The 17894-nt window shown below is 38.8% G+C and carries 13 protein-coding genes; 9 read left to right on the forward strand and 4 right to left on the reverse strand.

What is annotated here, in order from left to right; genetic code table 11:
• The first annotated feature begins 110 nt into the window (after nt 1-110).
• On the forward strand, nt 111-863 hold the full coding sequence (locus BR87_RS10730; protein ID WP_035032012.1) for an SDR family NAD(P)-dependent oxidoreductase: 753 nt from the start codon (nt 111-113) through the stop codon (nt 861-863).
• Between the two features lie 77 nt (nt 864-940).
• On the opposite strand, the gene ndk is transcribed toward BR87_RS10730, so the two are convergent.
• On the reverse strand, nt 941-1342 hold the full coding sequence (ndk, locus tag BR87_RS10735; protein ID WP_035032015.1) for a nucleoside-diphosphate kinase: 402 nt from the start codon (nt 1340-1342) through the stop codon (nt 941-943).
• Nucleotides 1343-1525: 183 nt separating this feature from the next.
• Between ndk and BR87_RS10740 the strand changes: the two genes are divergently transcribed.
• The gene (locus BR87_RS10740) at nt 1526-2866 is read left to right on the forward strand and encodes a dihydrolipoyl dehydrogenase family protein (protein ID WP_035032018.1); all 1341 of its coding nucleotides are present in this window, start codon (nt 1526-1528) and stop codon (nt 2864-2866) included.
• Between the two features lie 599 nt (nt 2867-3465).
• Here BR87_RS10740 and BR87_RS10745 read toward each other — a convergent pair.
• Entirely contained in the window at nt 3466-5544 is a 2079-nt protein-coding gene (locus BR87_RS10745; protein ID WP_035032021.1) for a heavy metal translocating P-type ATPase, read from the reverse strand.
• Nucleotides 5545-5794: 250 nt separating this feature from the next.
• Between BR87_RS10745 and gpmA the strand changes: the two genes are divergently transcribed.
• From gpmA to BR87_RS10765, 4 genes are all read left to right on the forward strand, one after another.
• Nucleotides 5795-6481, forward strand: a complete 687-nt coding sequence (gpmA, locus tag BR87_RS10750; protein WP_035033185.1) for a 2,3-diphosphoglycerate-dependent phosphoglycerate mutase — start codon at nt 5795-5797, stop codon at nt 6479-6481.
• A 379-nt stretch (nt 6482-6860) separates the two neighbouring features.
• Nucleotides 6861-7835 carry a glycosyltransferase family 2 protein gene (locus BR87_RS10755; RefSeq protein ID WP_035032024.1) on the forward strand — a complete coding sequence of 325 codons (975 nt, stop codon included), beginning with the start codon at nt 6861-6863 and terminating at the stop codon, nt 7833-7835.
• Nucleotides 7836-7839: 4 nt separating this feature from the next.
• Nucleotides 7840-8247: a GtrA family protein gene (locus BR87_RS10760; RefSeq protein ID WP_035033188.1), complete on the forward strand. Its 408-nt coding sequence runs from the start codon at nt 7840-7842 to the stop codon at nt 8245-8247.
• A gap of 15 nt (nt 8248-8262) precedes the next feature.
• On the forward strand, nt 8263-11010 hold the full coding sequence (locus BR87_RS10765; RefSeq protein ID WP_051929838.1) for a YfhO family protein: 2748 nt from the start codon (nt 8263-8265) through the stop codon (nt 11008-11010).
• A gap of 43 nt (nt 11011-11053) precedes the next feature.
• Here BR87_RS10765 and BR87_RS10770 read toward each other — a convergent pair whose 3' ends face one another.
• Together BR87_RS10770 and BR87_RS10775 are read right to left on the reverse strand one after the other, a co-directional pair.
• Nucleotides 11054-11899 carry an endonuclease/exonuclease/phosphatase family protein gene (locus BR87_RS10770; RefSeq protein ID WP_051929840.1) on the reverse strand — a complete coding sequence of 282 codons (846 nt, stop codon included), beginning with the start codon at nt 11897-11899 and terminating at the stop codon, nt 11054-11056.
• Nucleotides 11900-11903: 4 nt separating this feature from the next.
• On the reverse strand, nt 11904-13568 hold the full coding sequence (locus tag BR87_RS10775; RefSeq protein WP_035032026.1) for a PTS transporter subunit IIBC: 1665 nt from the start codon (nt 13566-13568) through the stop codon (nt 11904-11906).
• Between the two features lie 310 nt (nt 13569-13878).
• On the opposite strand from BR87_RS10775, the gene BR87_RS10780 reads away from it, so the two are divergent.
• From BR87_RS10780 to BR87_RS10790, 3 genes are read left to right on the forward strand one after another with little or no spacing between them, the layout of a single operon-like run.
• Nucleotides 13879-16164 carry a glycoside hydrolase family 65 protein gene (locus BR87_RS10780; protein WP_035032028.1) on the forward strand — a complete coding sequence of 762 codons (2286 nt, stop codon included), beginning with the start codon at nt 13879-13881 and terminating at the stop codon, nt 16162-16164.
• 20 nt (nt 16165-16184) lie between these two features.
• A complete protein-coding gene (gene pgmB / locus BR87_RS10785; protein WP_035032030.1) occupies nt 16185-16856 on the forward strand; it encodes a beta-phosphoglucomutase in 672 nt (223 codons plus the stop codon).
• Complete coding sequence (locus BR87_RS10790) at nt 16843-17844, forward strand: aldose epimerase family protein (RefSeq protein ID WP_035032032.1); 1002 nt, start codon at nt 16843-16845, stop codon at nt 17842-17844. The genes pgmB and BR87_RS10790 overlap by 14 nt, the downstream gene beginning before the upstream one ends.
• Nucleotides 17845-17894: the final 50 nt, after the last annotated feature.

A 17894-nucleotide genomic window follows, 5' to 3' on the forward strand; every position in this document is an offset into this window, starting at 1 on the left:
TCCCTCTATTTATTCTAGTAAGTTAAGTTTAATTTCTTTTAGTTTACTTTTCAATAGTTTAACATTAAACTATAAATAAGCTTTTAATGAATAGAAGGGTGGAAATTTACATGTTACTAGAGAAGAAGGTCGCCATTATTACAGGCGGTGCGGGCGGTATTGGAGCAGGTATGTCAAGAGCATTAGCTGCAGAAGGCGCCAATATTGCAATTGTCGATTTGAATGAAGAAAAAGGAACAGAACTTGTTAATGAATTAGAAGATATGGGTGTTGAGGCAATATTTTTAAATAAAGATATTTCACTAGAAGAGAGTGCAAAAGAAATAAGAGAGACAGTGGTTAAGAAATTCGGCAAAATTGATGTTTTAATCAATAATGCGCATGCATCTCGACAAGCTGCTTTTATGGAAACGACAAATGAGATGTTCGAGTTATCCTTTAAAACTGGTTTTTTAGCAACATTATTCTTAATGCGGGCTTGTTATGAAGATTTAAAAGCAACGAAAGGCGCAGTAATCAACTTTGGTTCAGGTTCGGCTATGAAGGGAATGGAAACACAAGCCTCTTATGCAGCAAGTAAAGAAGCTATTCGTGGTCTGTCTCGTGTCATTGCAAATGAATGGGCACCAGAAGGCATCCGTGTAAACCTTATTTCCCCAATTGCAGAAACGGAAGGCGTGAAAAGCTGGAAAGAAAATTTTCCTGATGAATACACTGCAATGGCTAATCAAATTCCTCTTAAACGTTTGGGAGATCCACAAAAGGATATTGGTCAAGTTGCTGTTTTCTTAGCAAGTGATATGAGCAGCTTTATGACTGGGCAAACACTAATGGTTGATGGTGGTTCCATTCAACTATATTAAGTTCTCAAATAGATAAAAAAATAGATTCGCCAAGCTTAAGCTTCGGTGAACCTATTTTTTTATTGAGAGGAGGTTTTTTAAGCGAACCAAATGGACCGTTCTCTCTCGGCGCTTTCTGGTGAATCAGAAGCATGAACTGTATTTTCAGATAAACTAAGCCCATAAAGTGCACGAATGGTATTATCCCCAGATTTTTCTGGATCTGTTGTTCCATTCAGTGCCCGAACTCGTTCAACTGCATTTTCGCCTTCTAAAACAAGGGCAGCTAATGGACTTCTTGTAAGATAAGCAACTAATCTATCGAAGAATGGTTTTCCTTCATGCTCTGCATAATGTTTTTCTGCCATTGCTGAAGAAGCTTGCAACAGTTTCAAGTCAATGATTTTCAAACCGTTTCTTTCATATTCTGTTAAAATATTTCCAATCAAATTGCGTTCCACCGCATCTGGTTTCACTAATACAAGCGTTTTTTCTGTCATCAGCAACATCCCCCTAAAATAGTCTTATCATGAGTTTAACATGTTCAGCTTCTTTAGTGTAGAAGATGATGGTTGTTTAAACAAATAAATAAAACGCTTCCTTATTTGTAGCCAGATAAGTTCAGTTGTTGGAAAATTCAGACAGACTATGGTAAAACGTAGTTGAAAGGGAGGTTTTTTCAGATGGAAAAAACATTTGATGTAGTGATTATCGGCAGCGGTGTTGGCGGAACAGCGGTAGCAAATGGGCTGGCAGCAGCTGGAAAAAAGGTAGCTGTCGTAGAAAATGACTTATGGGGCGGTACTTGTCCCAATCGTGGTTGTGACCCTAAAAAAGTATTAGTCTCCGCTGTAGAAGCTAAAGATGCAGTCACTCAATTAGCCGGTAAAGGCTTTTCTGTTACTCCTCAAGTCAATTGGCCTGAACTAATGACATTTAAAGAAACGTTTACCAAGCCAGTGCCCAAAACTAGCCATGAAAGTTTGCAGTCAGCAGGGGTAGAAACCTATGCGGGCAGTGCTCAGTTTACGGATGAAAAAACACTTCAAGTAAATGGAGATAAATTGACAGCGGAACGCTTTGTTATTGCTACGGGTGCTAAACCCTCTATTTTACCGATTGAAGGAAAAGAGCACTTTTTAACCAGTAATGATTTTTTATCTTTACCTGAAATGCCTGCAACCCTTACTTTTGTCGGTGGCGGGTATATTGCTTTTGAATTGGCAGCTATCGCCAATGCTGCAGGAGCTGAAGTTCATTTGATTCATCACAACGATCGTCCGCTGAAAGCTTTTGATGCAGATTATGTAAAAGAAATCGTACATCAATTGGAAACAAAAGGCATAACATTTCATTTCAACATCGACATTAAAAAAATTGAGAAAAAAGCTGATTCTTTCATTTTAACAGATGAAAAAGAGTTTGAACTGACCACTGATCTAGTATTTTGTTCAACTGGCCGGGTACCAAATATAGACGAGTTAAATTTAGAAAAAGCGGGAGTATCATTTGATAAAAAAGGCATCCAAGTCAATGCGTATTTGCAAACCAGCAATGCGGCTATTTTTGCTTGCGGTGATGTATTGTCAAAATCCCAAGCCAAATTGACCCCGGTTTCTACTTTTGAAGGAAGTTATTTGGTTCAATATTTGACAGGGGAAACAACAGAAAAAATTGCTTATCCAAGTATTCCAACCACCATCTTTTCCAGCCCTAAATTAGCACAAACTGGAATAACCGCTGCAAAAGCATCTGAACAAGAAGAGGATTATGACATTTCGGATATTGATGCAACGTCTTGGTTCAGCTACCATCGGGTGAACGAACCCGTTTCGAAAATCAAAGTCATTACAGAACGTAAAACAGGATTATTAGTCGGTGCAACTTGCATCAATAAAAGAGCAGACGATTTAATCAATTTCTTGAGTATCTTGATCGATCAAAAAACACAAGCAGAGGATGTAGCACAGTTGATCTTGACTTACCCAACCATTGCCAACGACTTAACGTCGATTTATGCTTAGCTTTTTTTTTGGTTGAAATCACACATTAGACTAAAAAACCTCCAGCAGCGGTTTTCAGACCGATTGTTGGAGGTTTTTAACAGAATAGGGTATTATAAAAAAATTAACGAAAAGAAGCTTGGTTCTTTAACTGTTCCACGGAGGATAGAATAAAGGTATGAATAAGAATATTCTTCACGCTATCTTTTTTGACATAATGATAGGTGAAATAAACATAAAACATAGACGGTAGGGTGTTCCAACCCTTTTAAGGACCTTAAGTTTCTTGGATTTCCATTGATAAGGTCATAAACTCTTTTGCGTGCCCTGAGTCGTTTAACTCTCTAGTGTTAGGGCAGGTAAACTCCTTTTACCTGCCCTAAGCCGCTTAAATACCAATTGTTAAGGCAGGGAAATCTGTTTTGCGTGCTCTAAGTGTGAGAGATGCTATCACTTAAGGCACGCAAATTTTTTTTGAATACGATAAAGTATGTCATCCCCTGCCAATTTTCGACTGAACCAATAAAATTCCTGGTATTAGCAAAAAATGACCTCTTTTTCCTGTTTTATTCAGGAGAAAGGGGTCATTTTTAACTGTCTTGGTTTAAACAGGTTTTCTTTTAGTTGATTTTCAACAGCATAGCGTTTACGGCTACGATCACTGTACTAAAGGACATGATAATGGCGCCTACTGCAGGGCTTAAGAGAATTCCCGCAAAAGCCAGCGCTCCTGCTGCTAAAGGAATTGCAATGATGTTGTAGCCAGCTCCCCACCATAAATTTTGAACCATTTTTTTAGAAGTATTTTTAGCTAAGGATAAGAAATGGAGAATATCTGCCGGATCGCTTTTGACCAGGATCACATCGGCTGAATCTACGGCTACGTCGGTTCCGGCCCCAATCGCAACACCGACATTCGCTCTGACTAGGCTTGGAGCATCATTGACCCCGTCTCCGACCATCATGACAACTAAACCGTTATTTTTGTATTCCTTAACGAGTTTTTCTTTGTCTTCAGGCAGTAATTCTGCATGGACATCATCAATTCCGAGTTGTTGAGCAACGGCAGCAGCTGCTTGTTGATTGTCGCCAGTTAACATGACCGGTTTGATGTTTTGAGCTTTTAAGGCTTGGATCATGGTTTTGGCTTCGGGCTTAATTTGATCGCCTTGCGCAACTAAGCCGATATTTTTCTCATTGACCAGTAAGAAACTAACCGAATTGCCTTTAGTGGACAATTCAGAAAAAAGTTGCTGATCGTAAGAGATACCTTTTTTAGTTAAATAAGCGACGCTGACGATCTTAACCATTTGGTTGTCAATGGTTCCTTCGATTCCCACACCCGGAATGGTTGAAGTGTCTGTTGCTGCAGGAGTGGTTAAGTTTAATTCTTCCAATTTTTTTAGCACTCCAATGGAAAGGGGATGACTGGAGTCTTTTTCTAATGCTCCCATGTATTCCAAAACGTCATTTTCAGTATAGTCCGTTGAAAAAGATTTAAAGGCTGAGACTGTAAAATTGCCCTCTGTTAAGGTTCCAGTTTTGTCCATCATAACGACATCCACTTTTTTGGCAACTTCTAAAGCTTGTCTGTTTTTGACGAGTAACCCATTTTGAGCGCCTAAAGAAGTAGACCGGGCTGTTGCTAGCGGAATAGCTAAACCAAGGGCATGTGGACAAGCAATAATAAAGACCGTGACCATCCGTTCTAAAGCAATGTTCACATCTTTTGAAACCATTAGCCAGATAATAAAAGCTAAAATACCAACAGCTAAAGCTACATAGAAAAGCAGTTTAGCAACTTTATCTGAGAGTGACTCTACTTTTGATTTTTCTTGTTGAGCGCTGCTAACGAGTGCCATGACTTGCGACAAGTAGCCGGATTCACCTGTTCCGGTCACATCGATGGAAATGGTTCCTGATCCGTTGATGGAACCTCCGATGACTTTGTCTTGCTCTTTTTTTGTAACAGCTTTTGCTTCCCCAGTGACCATGGATTCGTTAACAGTTGTTTGTCCATTAATAATAATTCCATCAGTCGGAATTTTTCCGCCGGCTTTTACAACGATTTTGTCTCCAACATGAACTTCTTTTAAGGCAACTTCAACAGTATTTCCTTCTTCATCAAGTACATTGGCTGTTCCAGGCAATAATTCAGCCATCTTCTGCAGAGCATTGCCGGCATTGCTGACAGCATTCATTTCAATCCAATGCCCAAGCAGCATAATTAAAATAAGGGTAGCCAGCTCCCAGAAGAAATCCATCACGTGATTTTGAGTGTGAAGGAGGTTATTAGCAATGAATGCATAAACACTGTAGAAATAAGAAACCGAAATTCCTAAAGAAATCAAGGTCATCATCGCTGGGTTTTTTCCTTGAAGCTCCATCTTGGCACCTTGTAAGAAAGGCATTCCGCCGTAAAAGAATAAAATAGAAGCTAAGACTAAAACGACCCAATCCGAACCATTAAATGAAAATTGAAAAGGCAAGGCAACGCCCATCATTGGCGAAAGCAAAATAATCGGAATGGCCAAAATCAAAGAAATAAAAAATTTCTGTTTTAAGTTTCCCATATGCATCGAATGATCCATCGAACCATGATCCATCTTACTATGGTCCATCTTGCTATGATCCATGTGTTCCATAGACTGGTGTTTGTCGTGACCAGAATGAGGCGCATGTTGTTTTTTATCAGACATCTGAATTCCTCCTTAATTACAAAAAAATATTTTTGTTTACAAACGTAAACTTTCGTTACCTGAAGCTTACAATGTTCATTAAGAAATGTCAAATGGTTTGCAGGTACTTAAAAAAAACAAAAAATTAAACTCTGAAGCCTTTTATTGGTTTGGGAAGGTTCCTTAACTCTACCAATCATTTTATGTGCATTTGATTCCATACAAGGTGTACAATAAATATGGAGACTAAATAGTGAGAGTAGGGATAAATGTGAGAAGAATTGTATTTGTGCGTCACGGGCAAAGCGAATGGAATGCGTTAAACCAATTTACTGGTTGGGTTGATGTGAATCTAAGTGATGCAGGATTGAAAGAAGCTCATGAAGCAGGACAGAAATTGAAAGAAGCAGGGATTGAGTTGGATATGGCGTTTACATCTGTTTTGAAACGTGCCATTAAAACCTGCCATATCGTTTTAGAAGATTCTGATCAGCTTTGGGTGCCGGAAATCAAAACTTGGCGTTTAAACGAACGTCACTATGGAGCTTTGCAAGGCCTCAATAAAAAAGCGACGGCTGACAAATATGGGATCGAACAAGTTCAACTTTGGCGTCGGTCATATGATACGTTACCTCCTTTACTAAAACCTGATGATCCTAATTCAGCTTTAAATGATCGTCGTTACGCTAATCTGCAAAAGCGTGTCGTTCCAATGGGAGAAGACTTGAAAACGACATTGGCAAGAGTTATTCCGTTTTGGGAAGATCAAATTGCACCGGCTGTACTAGATGGGAAAACTGTTTTAGTAGCTGCTCACGGGAATTCTTTGCGTGCTTTGGCAAAATACATTGAAGAAATTTCTGACGAAGATATCATGGAATTAGAAATACCGACTGGACAACCCCTTGTTTATGAGTTAGATGATGAGTTGTCAGTTATCAAAAAATATTACCTTTAAGAAAAAACATTAAGCAATAAAAAAGAGGGTTGAGACTTAGTCTCGGCCCTTTATTTTTTAAGATTGGAGTTTTATAAAAAATATAGAAAAGAAATGTTGAAAGAGCAAGCAGCTCACAATTTTTGCTGTTGTTCTGCAGTAGCTAATAGGTATCTATTTCACAATAAAAGCTAAAAAAACAGGCAGTAGTGTAGCTAGAGCCAGTTTAACAAATAATTCGACCTAGAAAGATAGATTCAAGGTTTGTCTTTTTTAGGGATCCTATCTAAAAAATAGATAAGCAAGTAAATAGAATAGACGACTGTTTTTTTACAGGTTATACTAAGAATAATTCAAATGATTTTTAGAGATTTGATTAACCAGTGAAAGGTTGGATGAGATGAAAAATATTACAATACTAATTCCTGCCTATAATGAAGAAGCGATTATTGATCAGATGTATGAAAGACTGACAGCTGTTTGTGCAGCTTTACTGAATTATGAGTTTAATTTTCTATTTGTAAATGACGGCAGTTCTGATGGAACCTTGGACAAACTTAAACAATTTAAAAAACACGATCAGCGAGTGCAGTATATCGATTTATCACGTAATTTTGGTAAAGAAATTGCTATGTTAGCCGGCTTCGACCACATTCAAGGTGATGCAGCAATCATTATTGATGCTGATTTGCAACAGCCTCCTGAATTATTTGGCGAAATGTTAGAATGGTGGGAAGCTGGTTACGATGATGTATATGCTATCCGAAAAGCCAGAGAAGGCGAAAAATGGTTTAAAAAATGGGCTTCCAGAGTATATTATCAACTTTTACAAAAGGTAGCCAAAGAAAAAGTTTACCCGCAAGCAGGCGACTTCCGATTATTAGACAAAAAATGTATCCAGGCGCTGACAACTTTGCGGGAGCAAGAACGCTATACAAAAGGAATGTACGGCTGGATTGGGTTTAAAAAGAAAGAGATTGCTTATGTGGCTGAACCTAGAGCGGCTGGTGAAAGCAAATGGAAGTTCTCAGAGTTGGTTAAATTGGCTTTGGATGGAATTACTTCGTATAGCACAATTCCTTTGAAAATATGGTCTATCGTCGGTTTCGTTATTTCGTTATTTGCATTTGCGTATTTAATATTTGAACTAATAAAAACTTTGGCTTTTGGAACTGAAACAGCAGGCTATGCTTCTGTTATTGCGGGGATTTTATTTCTTGGCGGTATTCAATTGATTTCATTGGGTGTGATCGGCGAATATTTAGGACGAGTATTTATTGAAACAAAAGAACGGCCCCTATATTTTATCCAAGAATATTCAGAAGAAGAGGAAAAACAACAAAAATCGAATAGAGATGAAAGTGGTGCAAGTTAAAAAAATGTCAACATTAAAAAAACTTTATCAAAAGAATGAAGAAATAATCAATTATCTAGTATTTGGAGGACTGACAACGTTAGTCAATGTGGTGGTATTTTTTGTATTTAATTCTTTATTAGGTGTTCAATATCTAATTGCAAATGCGATTTCTATTGTGCTATCTATTCTATTTGCTTTTTTTACAAATAAAAAATACGTCTTTAAATCTGAAACCTTAACGGCGCAAGCTTGGTTGAAAGAATTCCTTCTGTTTTGCAGTTTTCGCTTGGTTTCAGCTGGGTTCGATATGCTAAGTATGTGGATTTTGGTAGGCGGGCTTGAATTAGACTCGAATCTAGCCAAGTTGGCAACACAGTTTATTGTAGTGGTATTGAATTACTTCTTCAGTAAATGGTTTATTTTTAAATAGAAAGGAAGGGACGCCATGAATGCCTTTAACAAAAAGAGACGTGCTTATCCTATCTCCTGTTATACATTTTTGTTTATCATTATGGTGGCCTTGATTTATGGTTATTTTTTTATTGTGCAGAAGTCGTTTATCTGGGAAAGCGACGGATTTAGCCAACATTATTTGATCTTCAAAGAATACTTAGAAATCATTCGTAACTTCTTGCATCATCCTTCAGCAGGCATAGAACAATGGGACTGGAGTATTGGTTTAGGGGCGGATGTCATCGGTTCATACGGGTACTATGTTATTGGTGACCCTTTTGTTTATTTAGGATTATTGTTCCCTGCCAGCCAAACGGAACTGGCATTTCATGTTTTGATTTTATTACGGATGTATGCAATAGGCGGTTCTTTTTTAGTATTTTGCCGAAAAATGGAAGTTGATCTACCTGGGGCTTTGGTTGGTTCACTTATTTATACTTTTACTTATTATGTGGTATTGAGTGCTACACGGCATCCTTTTTTTCTGTTGCCGATGATTTTATTTCCGTTGTTGTGTTTAGGAATGGAACGCATTTTACACCATCAGTCAAATACTCTTTTTATAGGCAGTATCTTTCTTGGAGCGTTTAGTAATTTTTACTTTTTTTATATGTTGACTGTTTTGATTTTTCTTTATGCATTAGTACGGTATTTTCATTTGTATGGCAGAAAAGAAATCAAAAAGATTCTTCCTTTCATTTGGACCGCTGTTTATTCTTATGCTATTGGCATCTTACTTTCTGGTATCGTGTTTTTTCCAGTCGTTTGGGGATTTTTGCAGTCTTCCAGAGAAGCTTCCAGTAAATTTGCGCAAGGGTTATGGGTCTACCCGGCAGAATATTATGTGGCTTTGATTCGAAATCTTTTTATTCCTGGTAGTTATTTATGGACTGCGCTTGGCTATTCGACTTTTGTCGTGCTAGTCATTCCTTATATTATCCGACATAAGAAAAAATTCAGTTTTATTGCTAGCTTATTATTTATCTTTGGATGTATGTTGTTGTTCCCAGCATTTGGCTCGATCATGAACGGCTTTTCCGGTCCATACAATCGTTGGACGTTTGCACTGCCGTTTTTCTTAGCTTGGGGAGCGGCCTATTTGTATAATCAACGATTCCAGTTAATGAAGCGTGACTTAATGGCGATGGTTGCTTCGCTGCTTTTCTTTACTTTAGTCACTGGGATTTCTATTCGAGTAACAGGTTATCGCTTCACGTATCTGGCTCCGCTGCTCTTTGCTTGGGCAATGTGGGGTGTCTTATTCACCATTTCCATCAAACGGCAAAGACAAACGTTGCAGCCGTTCGATAAGCAAGGCCTTTCCTTTTTATTACTAGCATTGATCATGGGAAATTTAGCTTATAATGCAATGGGGTACTATTATCCTTGGGGAAAAAATACAATGGAGACCTTACTTGACTATGGCACAGCAGACGAGGCCTATTCAGCTACTTTTGGCGGCGCAGAAAAATTGATTCAAGAACATGACAAAGACATTTATCGAATAGGAGTTACTTCACAAGACAGAAAAATTAAAAACCAATTGATCCTCTTAGAAAAAATGGGATTAACTTCTTATCTGTCGATTACAAATGGTCAAGTAGCTAATTTTGCTCGACAATTAGAAAATGGACAGTTTCAATTGATTCAACCTGTTAGAAATGGGTTTGATGACCGCAGCATCATGAATCATTTCTTGAACGTGCAAGCGATTGTGACAGAAGAAAAAAATGAAAAATACTTGCCTTATGGTTATCATGTTACAGCTAAAAAAGAAACGAAAGACCGCTCCTTTATCGTAGCAGAAACCAGTTTAGCTTATCCTTTTGCTTATGCAGAATCAGTTTATTTACCTGAATCTGATTTTGAAGAATTGAACCCCGTTGAAAAAGAAGCCTTTTTATCTTATGGAACTGTGGTAAACGCAAAAGAAGTACGTACAGAGAAATTAGAGTTATTTGATGGGAGATTTGGAGTGAAATCTTTGCCGATTGAAATCTCTTCAGATAATAAAACTAAAATTGAATTAAAAGGACAACACATTGTAGTCAAAGACCCGAGTGGAAAAGTGAATATTACGGTTAAAGACCCGAATGAAATAGATCAAACAGCCGTCTTTGCGTATTTAGAAGGATTGCATTTTGAACCAATCCAGTCCAAAACATGGGGCAGAACGCCAATCAATTATACTGCTGTACTAAAAATGGGGAATCAACGAAAAAGTATTTACCAATCAGATTTATTGAGTTTTAGTTCTTATTTGCCACGTAAGAAGATGCTGTTTCATTTAGGATATCAGGCAAGCGGGCAAAAAGACCAACCGATCAGTTTGCAGTTCGATCGAGTCGGCAATTATGATTTAGCAAACGTCCAAGTATTAACCCTGCCATTAGATGATGCTTATCAACAACGAGTCAAGGCTAAAAAGGAAAATACGTTAACGATCACTACTTTCAAAAATGAAGAGATCAAAGGAACGGTTTACCAAGAAAAAGACAGTGTCTTAACGACAACGATCCCTTTTACAAGCGGCTGGCAAGCTGAAGTGAATGGGAAATCAGTCGATACGATTCGAGTGAACGAAGGTTTTGTCGGTATTCCTTTAAGTAAAGGTGAATCAAAAATCACCTTTACTTATCAAACACCTTTCTTAAAAGCTGGAATGGCAACCACTTTTTTAGGTGTGCTATTGACAGTTATAAATCAAATGATCCAGCAAAAAAAGAAGAAAAGTAATTGAAAATCCCTTAACTCATATTTTAGATGAGTTAAGGGATTTTTTGTTATTCAGACCCGCTATAAATAGGGGCTTTTTCTTTTGCCAATTCTATACTGACGCCATAATGATCAGAAACGATTGGACTATTTAGTCCATTAAAGAAGACTTCAGAGATAAGAATGTCGATAGGTTGGTTTGTAAAAATAAAATCAATTCTTAATTGTTCATTATTTTCAGACCATCCGTCAATATTTTTTTCAATGGTATATCCTGTATCTCGTTTTGCAGCCAAGTAAAAAGTATCAAACCATTTTTGGCTCACCAGCTCATATCCTTCATTATTAACTTGAGCAGGGTTATTGAAATCACCCATTAAATAAATGGGTCCTGGTAAAGAATCGAAAACAGCAGAGCATTTTGACCATTGGTCTTTAAATGAATCATTATCATCTTCCCACCAACCTAAATGGAGGTTGAAATACCAACTGCCTTCAATTTGAACGCCCAACACAGGACGCGTTTTATAATTCTCATATGCTTTGCTTTTGGAAGCATAAAAGGTTTTGATTTCTTGGATGGGGTAAAGACTCAAAAATGCTAATCCTTCATCATAAATATCATAACCAATATGAGCCGGCTGCCAAGTCCAGACATACCGTAATCCGGCTTGTTCCAATTTTTGCTGCACAATGAAAGCAAAATTGTTTCGTTTGATTTGAATAGTCGGGTCAGCAGCTTGATAAGCAAAGTGGTTCGATACATCTATAACGGACTCAGCAATGGATTGGTTTACTTCTTGGAAAGCAATCACATCAAATTGATTGGCTAGTATGGTTTCGATAAGCGCATCTAACTTAGCATCCGGTTGTTCTTCTAACCAGCTGTGAGTGTTTAAAGTCAATAATTTCAACTATTTATTCTCCTAAAGCATCCAGGATATCTGATTTCAAGACGTCCGCTTTCGGACCGTACACAGCTTGGATACCGTTATTTTTTTTGATTAGTCCTAAAGCGCCTAGTTTTTTCCAAGCAGATTCATCGCCAACGATTGCTGGGTCTTTTACTGTAACTCGTAAACGAGTCATACAAGCATCGACATCAGAAATATTTGTCGGACCTCCTAAAAGAGTGATGATGTCTTGGACTTGTGCACTTGCCGCTGGAACAGTTTTTCCTGTTGAAACGGCAGCTGAATCAACAGCTTCTTCAGTCGAAGATTCATCAATATAGTTGCCTAAACGACCAGGTGTGGCAATTTTGAAACGGCCAATCAAGTAGTAAGAAACAAAATAAGCAAGTCCAAAGAAAACGATACTGCTAAGGACAAAATTGATGACGTCCCATGTTAATCCAGCGTTGACCGACATCGGTACGCGAGTTAGGAATTCTAAGTTTCCAAACGAATGAACGCGTAAAGGAATAAGGTCAGCTAAAGCAAAAGACATTCCTTGAAGCACTGCATAAACAACGTATAAGAGAGGTGCTGCAAACATGAACATGAATTCAAGCGGTTCAGTAACTCCTGTTAAGAAGACTGCAATAGCTGCTGAAAAAAAGATAGATTTATATTTTTTGCGTTTATCGACATCTGTTCGGCGATACATAGCCAAAGCTACACCCATTAAAGTTCCGCTGGCGCCAATCATTTGTCCAACTTTGAAACGAGCAGGGATAATAGACGTTAATAAATCATTATAGGCAGTCATATCTCCGCTATTTTTTAAATTGACTAAATCGCTTACCCAAGCCAACCATAATGGATCTTGGCCGAATACTTGAGAGCCGGCATTAGCACCTGTTAAAATCGTATATGTTCCGCCGAGAGCTGTATAATTCACTGGAATGGTCAACATATGATGTAATCCAAAAGGCAGCAAGAGACGTTCTAATGTTCCATAAACGAATGGTGCTAAAACAGGAGCGGTATCAGCAGAAGTTGCGATCCATTGACCAAAATTGTTGATCCCTGTTTGAACCACTGGCCAAACAAGCGCTAAGCCGATAGAAACGATCACAGACCATAAGATGACTACGAAAGGAACAAAGCGTTTTCCGTTAAAAAAGGAAAGAGCTTCCGGTAATTTCCGGTAGTTGTAGTATTTGTTAAAAACAATTGCTCCAACAAAACCTGAAATAATTCCAACAAAAACACCCATGTTTAAAGCCGGGGCACCAAGAACAGACGTAAAGTAGCCATCGACTAATATTTCTGAGCCAAATAAGGTTTTGGTCGTGGCACCTTCAGTAACCAGCATTTCTGACGAGATACCAAAAATAGAACCAGTAGTGACATTGATCAAAATAAAAGCTAACAAGGCTGCAAATGCTCCGCCAGCCCGTTCTTTAGCCCAAGAGCCCCCGATAGCAGCGGCAAAAAGAATATGTAAATTACCAATGACACCCCAACCTAAACTTTCCATCACATTTCCTATGACGGATAATAATTGAATATCGCCTCCAAACATGACGATCATTTTACCGATACTGATCATTAAGCCTGCAGCAGGCATAACAGCAATCACAACCATTAAAGCCTTTCCGAGTTTTTGCCAAAAATCAAATGAAAACATTTTTTTCATTTTTGTTCATCTCCTTAAATAAGTTAATTAATGCAAACGATTGCTTTAAGTATAAGTGCTTTAAAATGAAGTTGCAAGCGATTTCCGATTAAGAGAACGAAATAAAGAAGTTGTTACCGGTAACAGTTTTGCTTGTTAAATTGCAGTGTTTAAAACTTCTCTCTATAGTATTCAAAGGCGAATAGGGATAAAATTTGAACTGAATCGAAATTGACAACGCAATCGTTTGCGTTTATGATTGCGGTAGAACATTAAAAAGTCTGCTGTACAGTTTAAGGTATACGAATAAAGCAGTTCGAGGAGGAAGAAAATGGAAAACAAACGATTATTTGAATTAGATGAATGGAAAATCAAAACCCAAACATTGGATAAAGAACAAAGGAGATTACAAGAAAGTTTGACCAGTATTGGAAACGGTTATATGGGGATGCGAGGGAACTTTGAAGAGCGCTATTCAGGAGACCATCATCAAGGCAGCTACTTAGCTGGCGTTTGGTATCCAGATAAAACGCGTGTCGGCTGGTGGAAGAACGGTTATCCCGATTATTTTGGTAAAGTCATCAACTCCATGAACTTTATCCAATTGGATTTGTTTATAGATGGAGAGCCAGTAGATCTATATAGCGACACCATTCATGAATTTGAAATGGAGCTTGATATGCAGACGGGAATTTTATCGCGCCGTTACATCGTTGAGAAGAACGGAAAGCAAGTACAAGTTGAAGTTGAACGATTTGTAAGTCTGGCTCAAAAAGAATTGTGTGCGATTCGAATGAATGTGACGAGTTTGAATGAAGCCGTTGACTTACGTTTTGTGCCAGGTCTAGACGGCAACGTGACAAATGAAGATTCAAATTACGAAGAAAAGTTCTGGCTACCGGTAACGGCAATGAAAAACACGTTGATTGTTGAAACAAAACCAAATGATTTTGGGATCGAGCAGTTTACAGTAGCTGCAACGATGTTAAATCGTACCGTTGGCGTTGAAAAAATTTGCGATACTGTATCGGATATGTGTGTCAATGAAGAGTTCGTTGGAAAACTAGCAGTAGGCGAACAAGTGTCTATTGAAAAGTTGATTATTTTGACGACTTCACGGGATAGTTCAAAAGAAGAAGTAGGAACGCGCAGCCAGGCGATGTGTGCTGATTTGGATTCTATCTCTTTTGCAGAATTGAGAAAACAGCACGCTGACTTATGGCAAGAGCGTTGGGAGAAAGCGGATGTGGTCATTGGAGGCGATAGTGCTGCGCAACAAGGGATTCGCTACAATCTGTTCCAATTATTCTCAACCTACTATGGTGAAGATGAGCGTTTAAACATTGGTCCGAAAGGCTTTACAGGTGAAAAATATGGTGGAGCAACGTACTGGGATACAGAAGCGTATGCTGTCCCATTGTACTTAGCGTTGACCGATCAACAAGTGACTAAAAATTTACTGACTTATCGCCACAATCAATTGCCGCAAGCTGAACACAACGCGCGCCAACAAGGGTTAAACGGAGCACTTTACCCAATGGTAACGTTCACTGGAGTTGAATGCCACAACGAATGGGAAATCACATTCGAGGAAATTCACCGCAACGGAGCGATGGCTTATGCTATTTACAATTATACAAATTATACCGGCGATGAAAGTTATTTGATAGATAAAGGGCTGGATGTTTTGATTGGAATCAGCCGGTTCTGGGCAGACCGTGTCCATTATCATCAAGGAAAAGATCAATATATGATGCATGGAGTCACTGGTCCTAATGAATATGAAAACAATGTCAATAACAATTGGTACACAAACACGATTGCGGTTTGGACACTGAACTACACCCTGGCAGCTTTAGAAAAAGCACCAAACAAAAAAGAGACCTTAAATGTAACGAAAGCTGAAGTAAAAGAATGGAAAGCCATTATTGAAAAAATGTATTATCCGTATGATGCTGAAAAAGGTGTCTTTATCCAGCACGATACTTTTATGGACAAAGAATTGCGTCCGGTTACTGAGCTAGCTCCAAGCGAGTTGCCTTTGAGTCAAAATTGGTCGTGGGATAAAATCTTATGTTCGCCTTTTATCAAACAAGCCGATGTCTTGCAAGGGATTTATTTCTTTAAAGAAGAGTTTTCTCAAGAAGAAAAACAACGAAATTTCGATTTCTATGAACCGATGACCGTTCATGAATCGAGTCTTTCACCAAGTATCCATGCGATTTTGGCAGCAGATTTACACCGAATGGACAAAGCGGTTGAATTGTATGGCCGCACAGCTCGATTGGATCTAGACAACTACAATAACGATACAGAAGATGGGCTGCACATTACATCAATGACCGGCAGCTGGTTAACGATCGTAGAGGGCTTTGCGGGTATGCGCACAGCGAATGAAACATTAGCGTTTGCTCCATTATTGCCGACAAACTGGACTCATTATGAATTCCACATCAATTACCGAGGACGTTTATTGAAAATCACTGTGACCCAAACCGCTACAACGATTGAATTAGTGACCGGTGATCCGTTAGAGATGAAAATCTACGAAGAAACTATTTTGTTGACTAGCCAATACAGTTGCACAACAAAAGCTGCAAAAGTAGCAGTACAGTAGGATAGGAAGGTGGAGAAAAGATGAAAGCTGTATTATTTGATTTAGACGGTATCTTGACAGACACAGCTGATTACCATTATCAAGCATGGAAGAAGCTAGGTGCAGAATTAGGAATTGAATTGGATGAAGCCTTTAATGAACAACTGAAGGGCATCAGCCGTACAGAGTCTTTAGCTTTGATCTTAGCTAAAGGCGGCTTGGAAGAACAGTTTACAGTTGCAGAAAAAGAGGCATTGGCAACGAAGAAAAATGAGGTCTACAAAAAAATGATCGAGCAAATGTCTGCTAAAGATATCTTGCCTGGAATCAAAACGCTATTAGATGAACTAAAAGAAAAAGGCGTTTTGTTGGGATTGGCTTCAGCGAGCCAAAATGGTCCCGTTATTTTAGAAAAGTTAGGACTTGAAGAATTATTTGATACAATCGTGGATCCGGCTAAATTATCCGCCGGAAAACCTCATCCGGAAATATTTGAAACAGGGGCTGAGCAATTGAATGTGTCGGTTCAAGAATGCATCGGAATCGAAGATGCAGCGGCAGGAGTTCAATCCATCAATAGTGCCGGTATGGCAGCAATAGCTGTTGGAGATGAAACAACGTTGGGCGCGGCTGCTAAAGTCGTTGCTTCGACGAATGAGTTGACTGTAGATTTGTTGACCGCTGTCTGGGCTGAGTCTGTTGGAGTTCAATAAACGGCGATTCGGTTGGATAGGCGATCAAGAAATAACAGAATACCAACTGACAACTACTAAAGGGGCCATTTTTCGGTGTTTAAATTACGGAGCAGTCGTGACCGGTATTGAGGTACCTGATCGTAACGGAAACTATGAAAACGTCGTGTTAGGTTTTGACACACTCGAAGAGTACATTCAGGACTCGCCTTATTTTGGTGCGCTAGTCGGACGTGTAGCAGGACGGATCAAAAATGGCGCATGGGGAATACATCAATTGACTCAAAATGAAGGACCGCATCATATTCATGGAGGACAATCCAATTTCAGTCAAATTGGATGGGATGCTGAAGTGAATGAAGCTGCTGATTTTATCGATATTATTTTTACTCATACAAGTCCAGCAGGAGACAATGGGTATCCCGGAAATGTAACAGTAAAAGTAACTTATCGATGGACTGAGAATGCTGTTTGGGATATGGTCATTCAAGCAGAAACGGATGCAGCGACATTGTTTAACCCAACGAATCACACGTATTTCAACTTGAGCGGGACAGTAAAACGAACTATTTTAGACCATAAACTACAAATTTCCAGTGATGTTTATGCTGAAGTTGGTGCTGACAAATGTCCAACGGGAAGGTTGTACCCAGTTGATGGAACACCTTATGATTTCCGGAAGCCTATTTTTATGCGCGAAGCATTGAAAAAACAGCCTGCTGGTTATGATACACCTTTTAAGTTGACGACAGGATACATACGGCTGATCGAACCGGAAAGCGGCCGGAAAGTAGCGATTCGTACGACTCGAGAAGCAGTCGTTGTTTTCTCAACAACAGGAATGGATGAAGACTATCTGGTGATGGGCAAAAAAATGTGCAGTCATCTGGGAATTGCTTTAGAAACCCAAGAGCTGCCGGATGCTGTTCATCATCCTCATTTTCAATCGATCGTTCTGAAACCCGGGGAACGGTACTTTTCACAAACAACGTATCATTTTTCTGCTTGAAAAGGCTTGCCAGTCACTAGTTTCTAACTTATGATAAGAGAAAGAAACAA

Source organism: Carnobacterium mobile DSM 4848 (assembly GCF_000744825.1).
Taxonomy (GTDB): domain Bacteria; phylum Bacillota; class Bacilli; order Lactobacillales; family Carnobacteriaceae; genus Carnobacterium_A; species Carnobacterium_A mobile.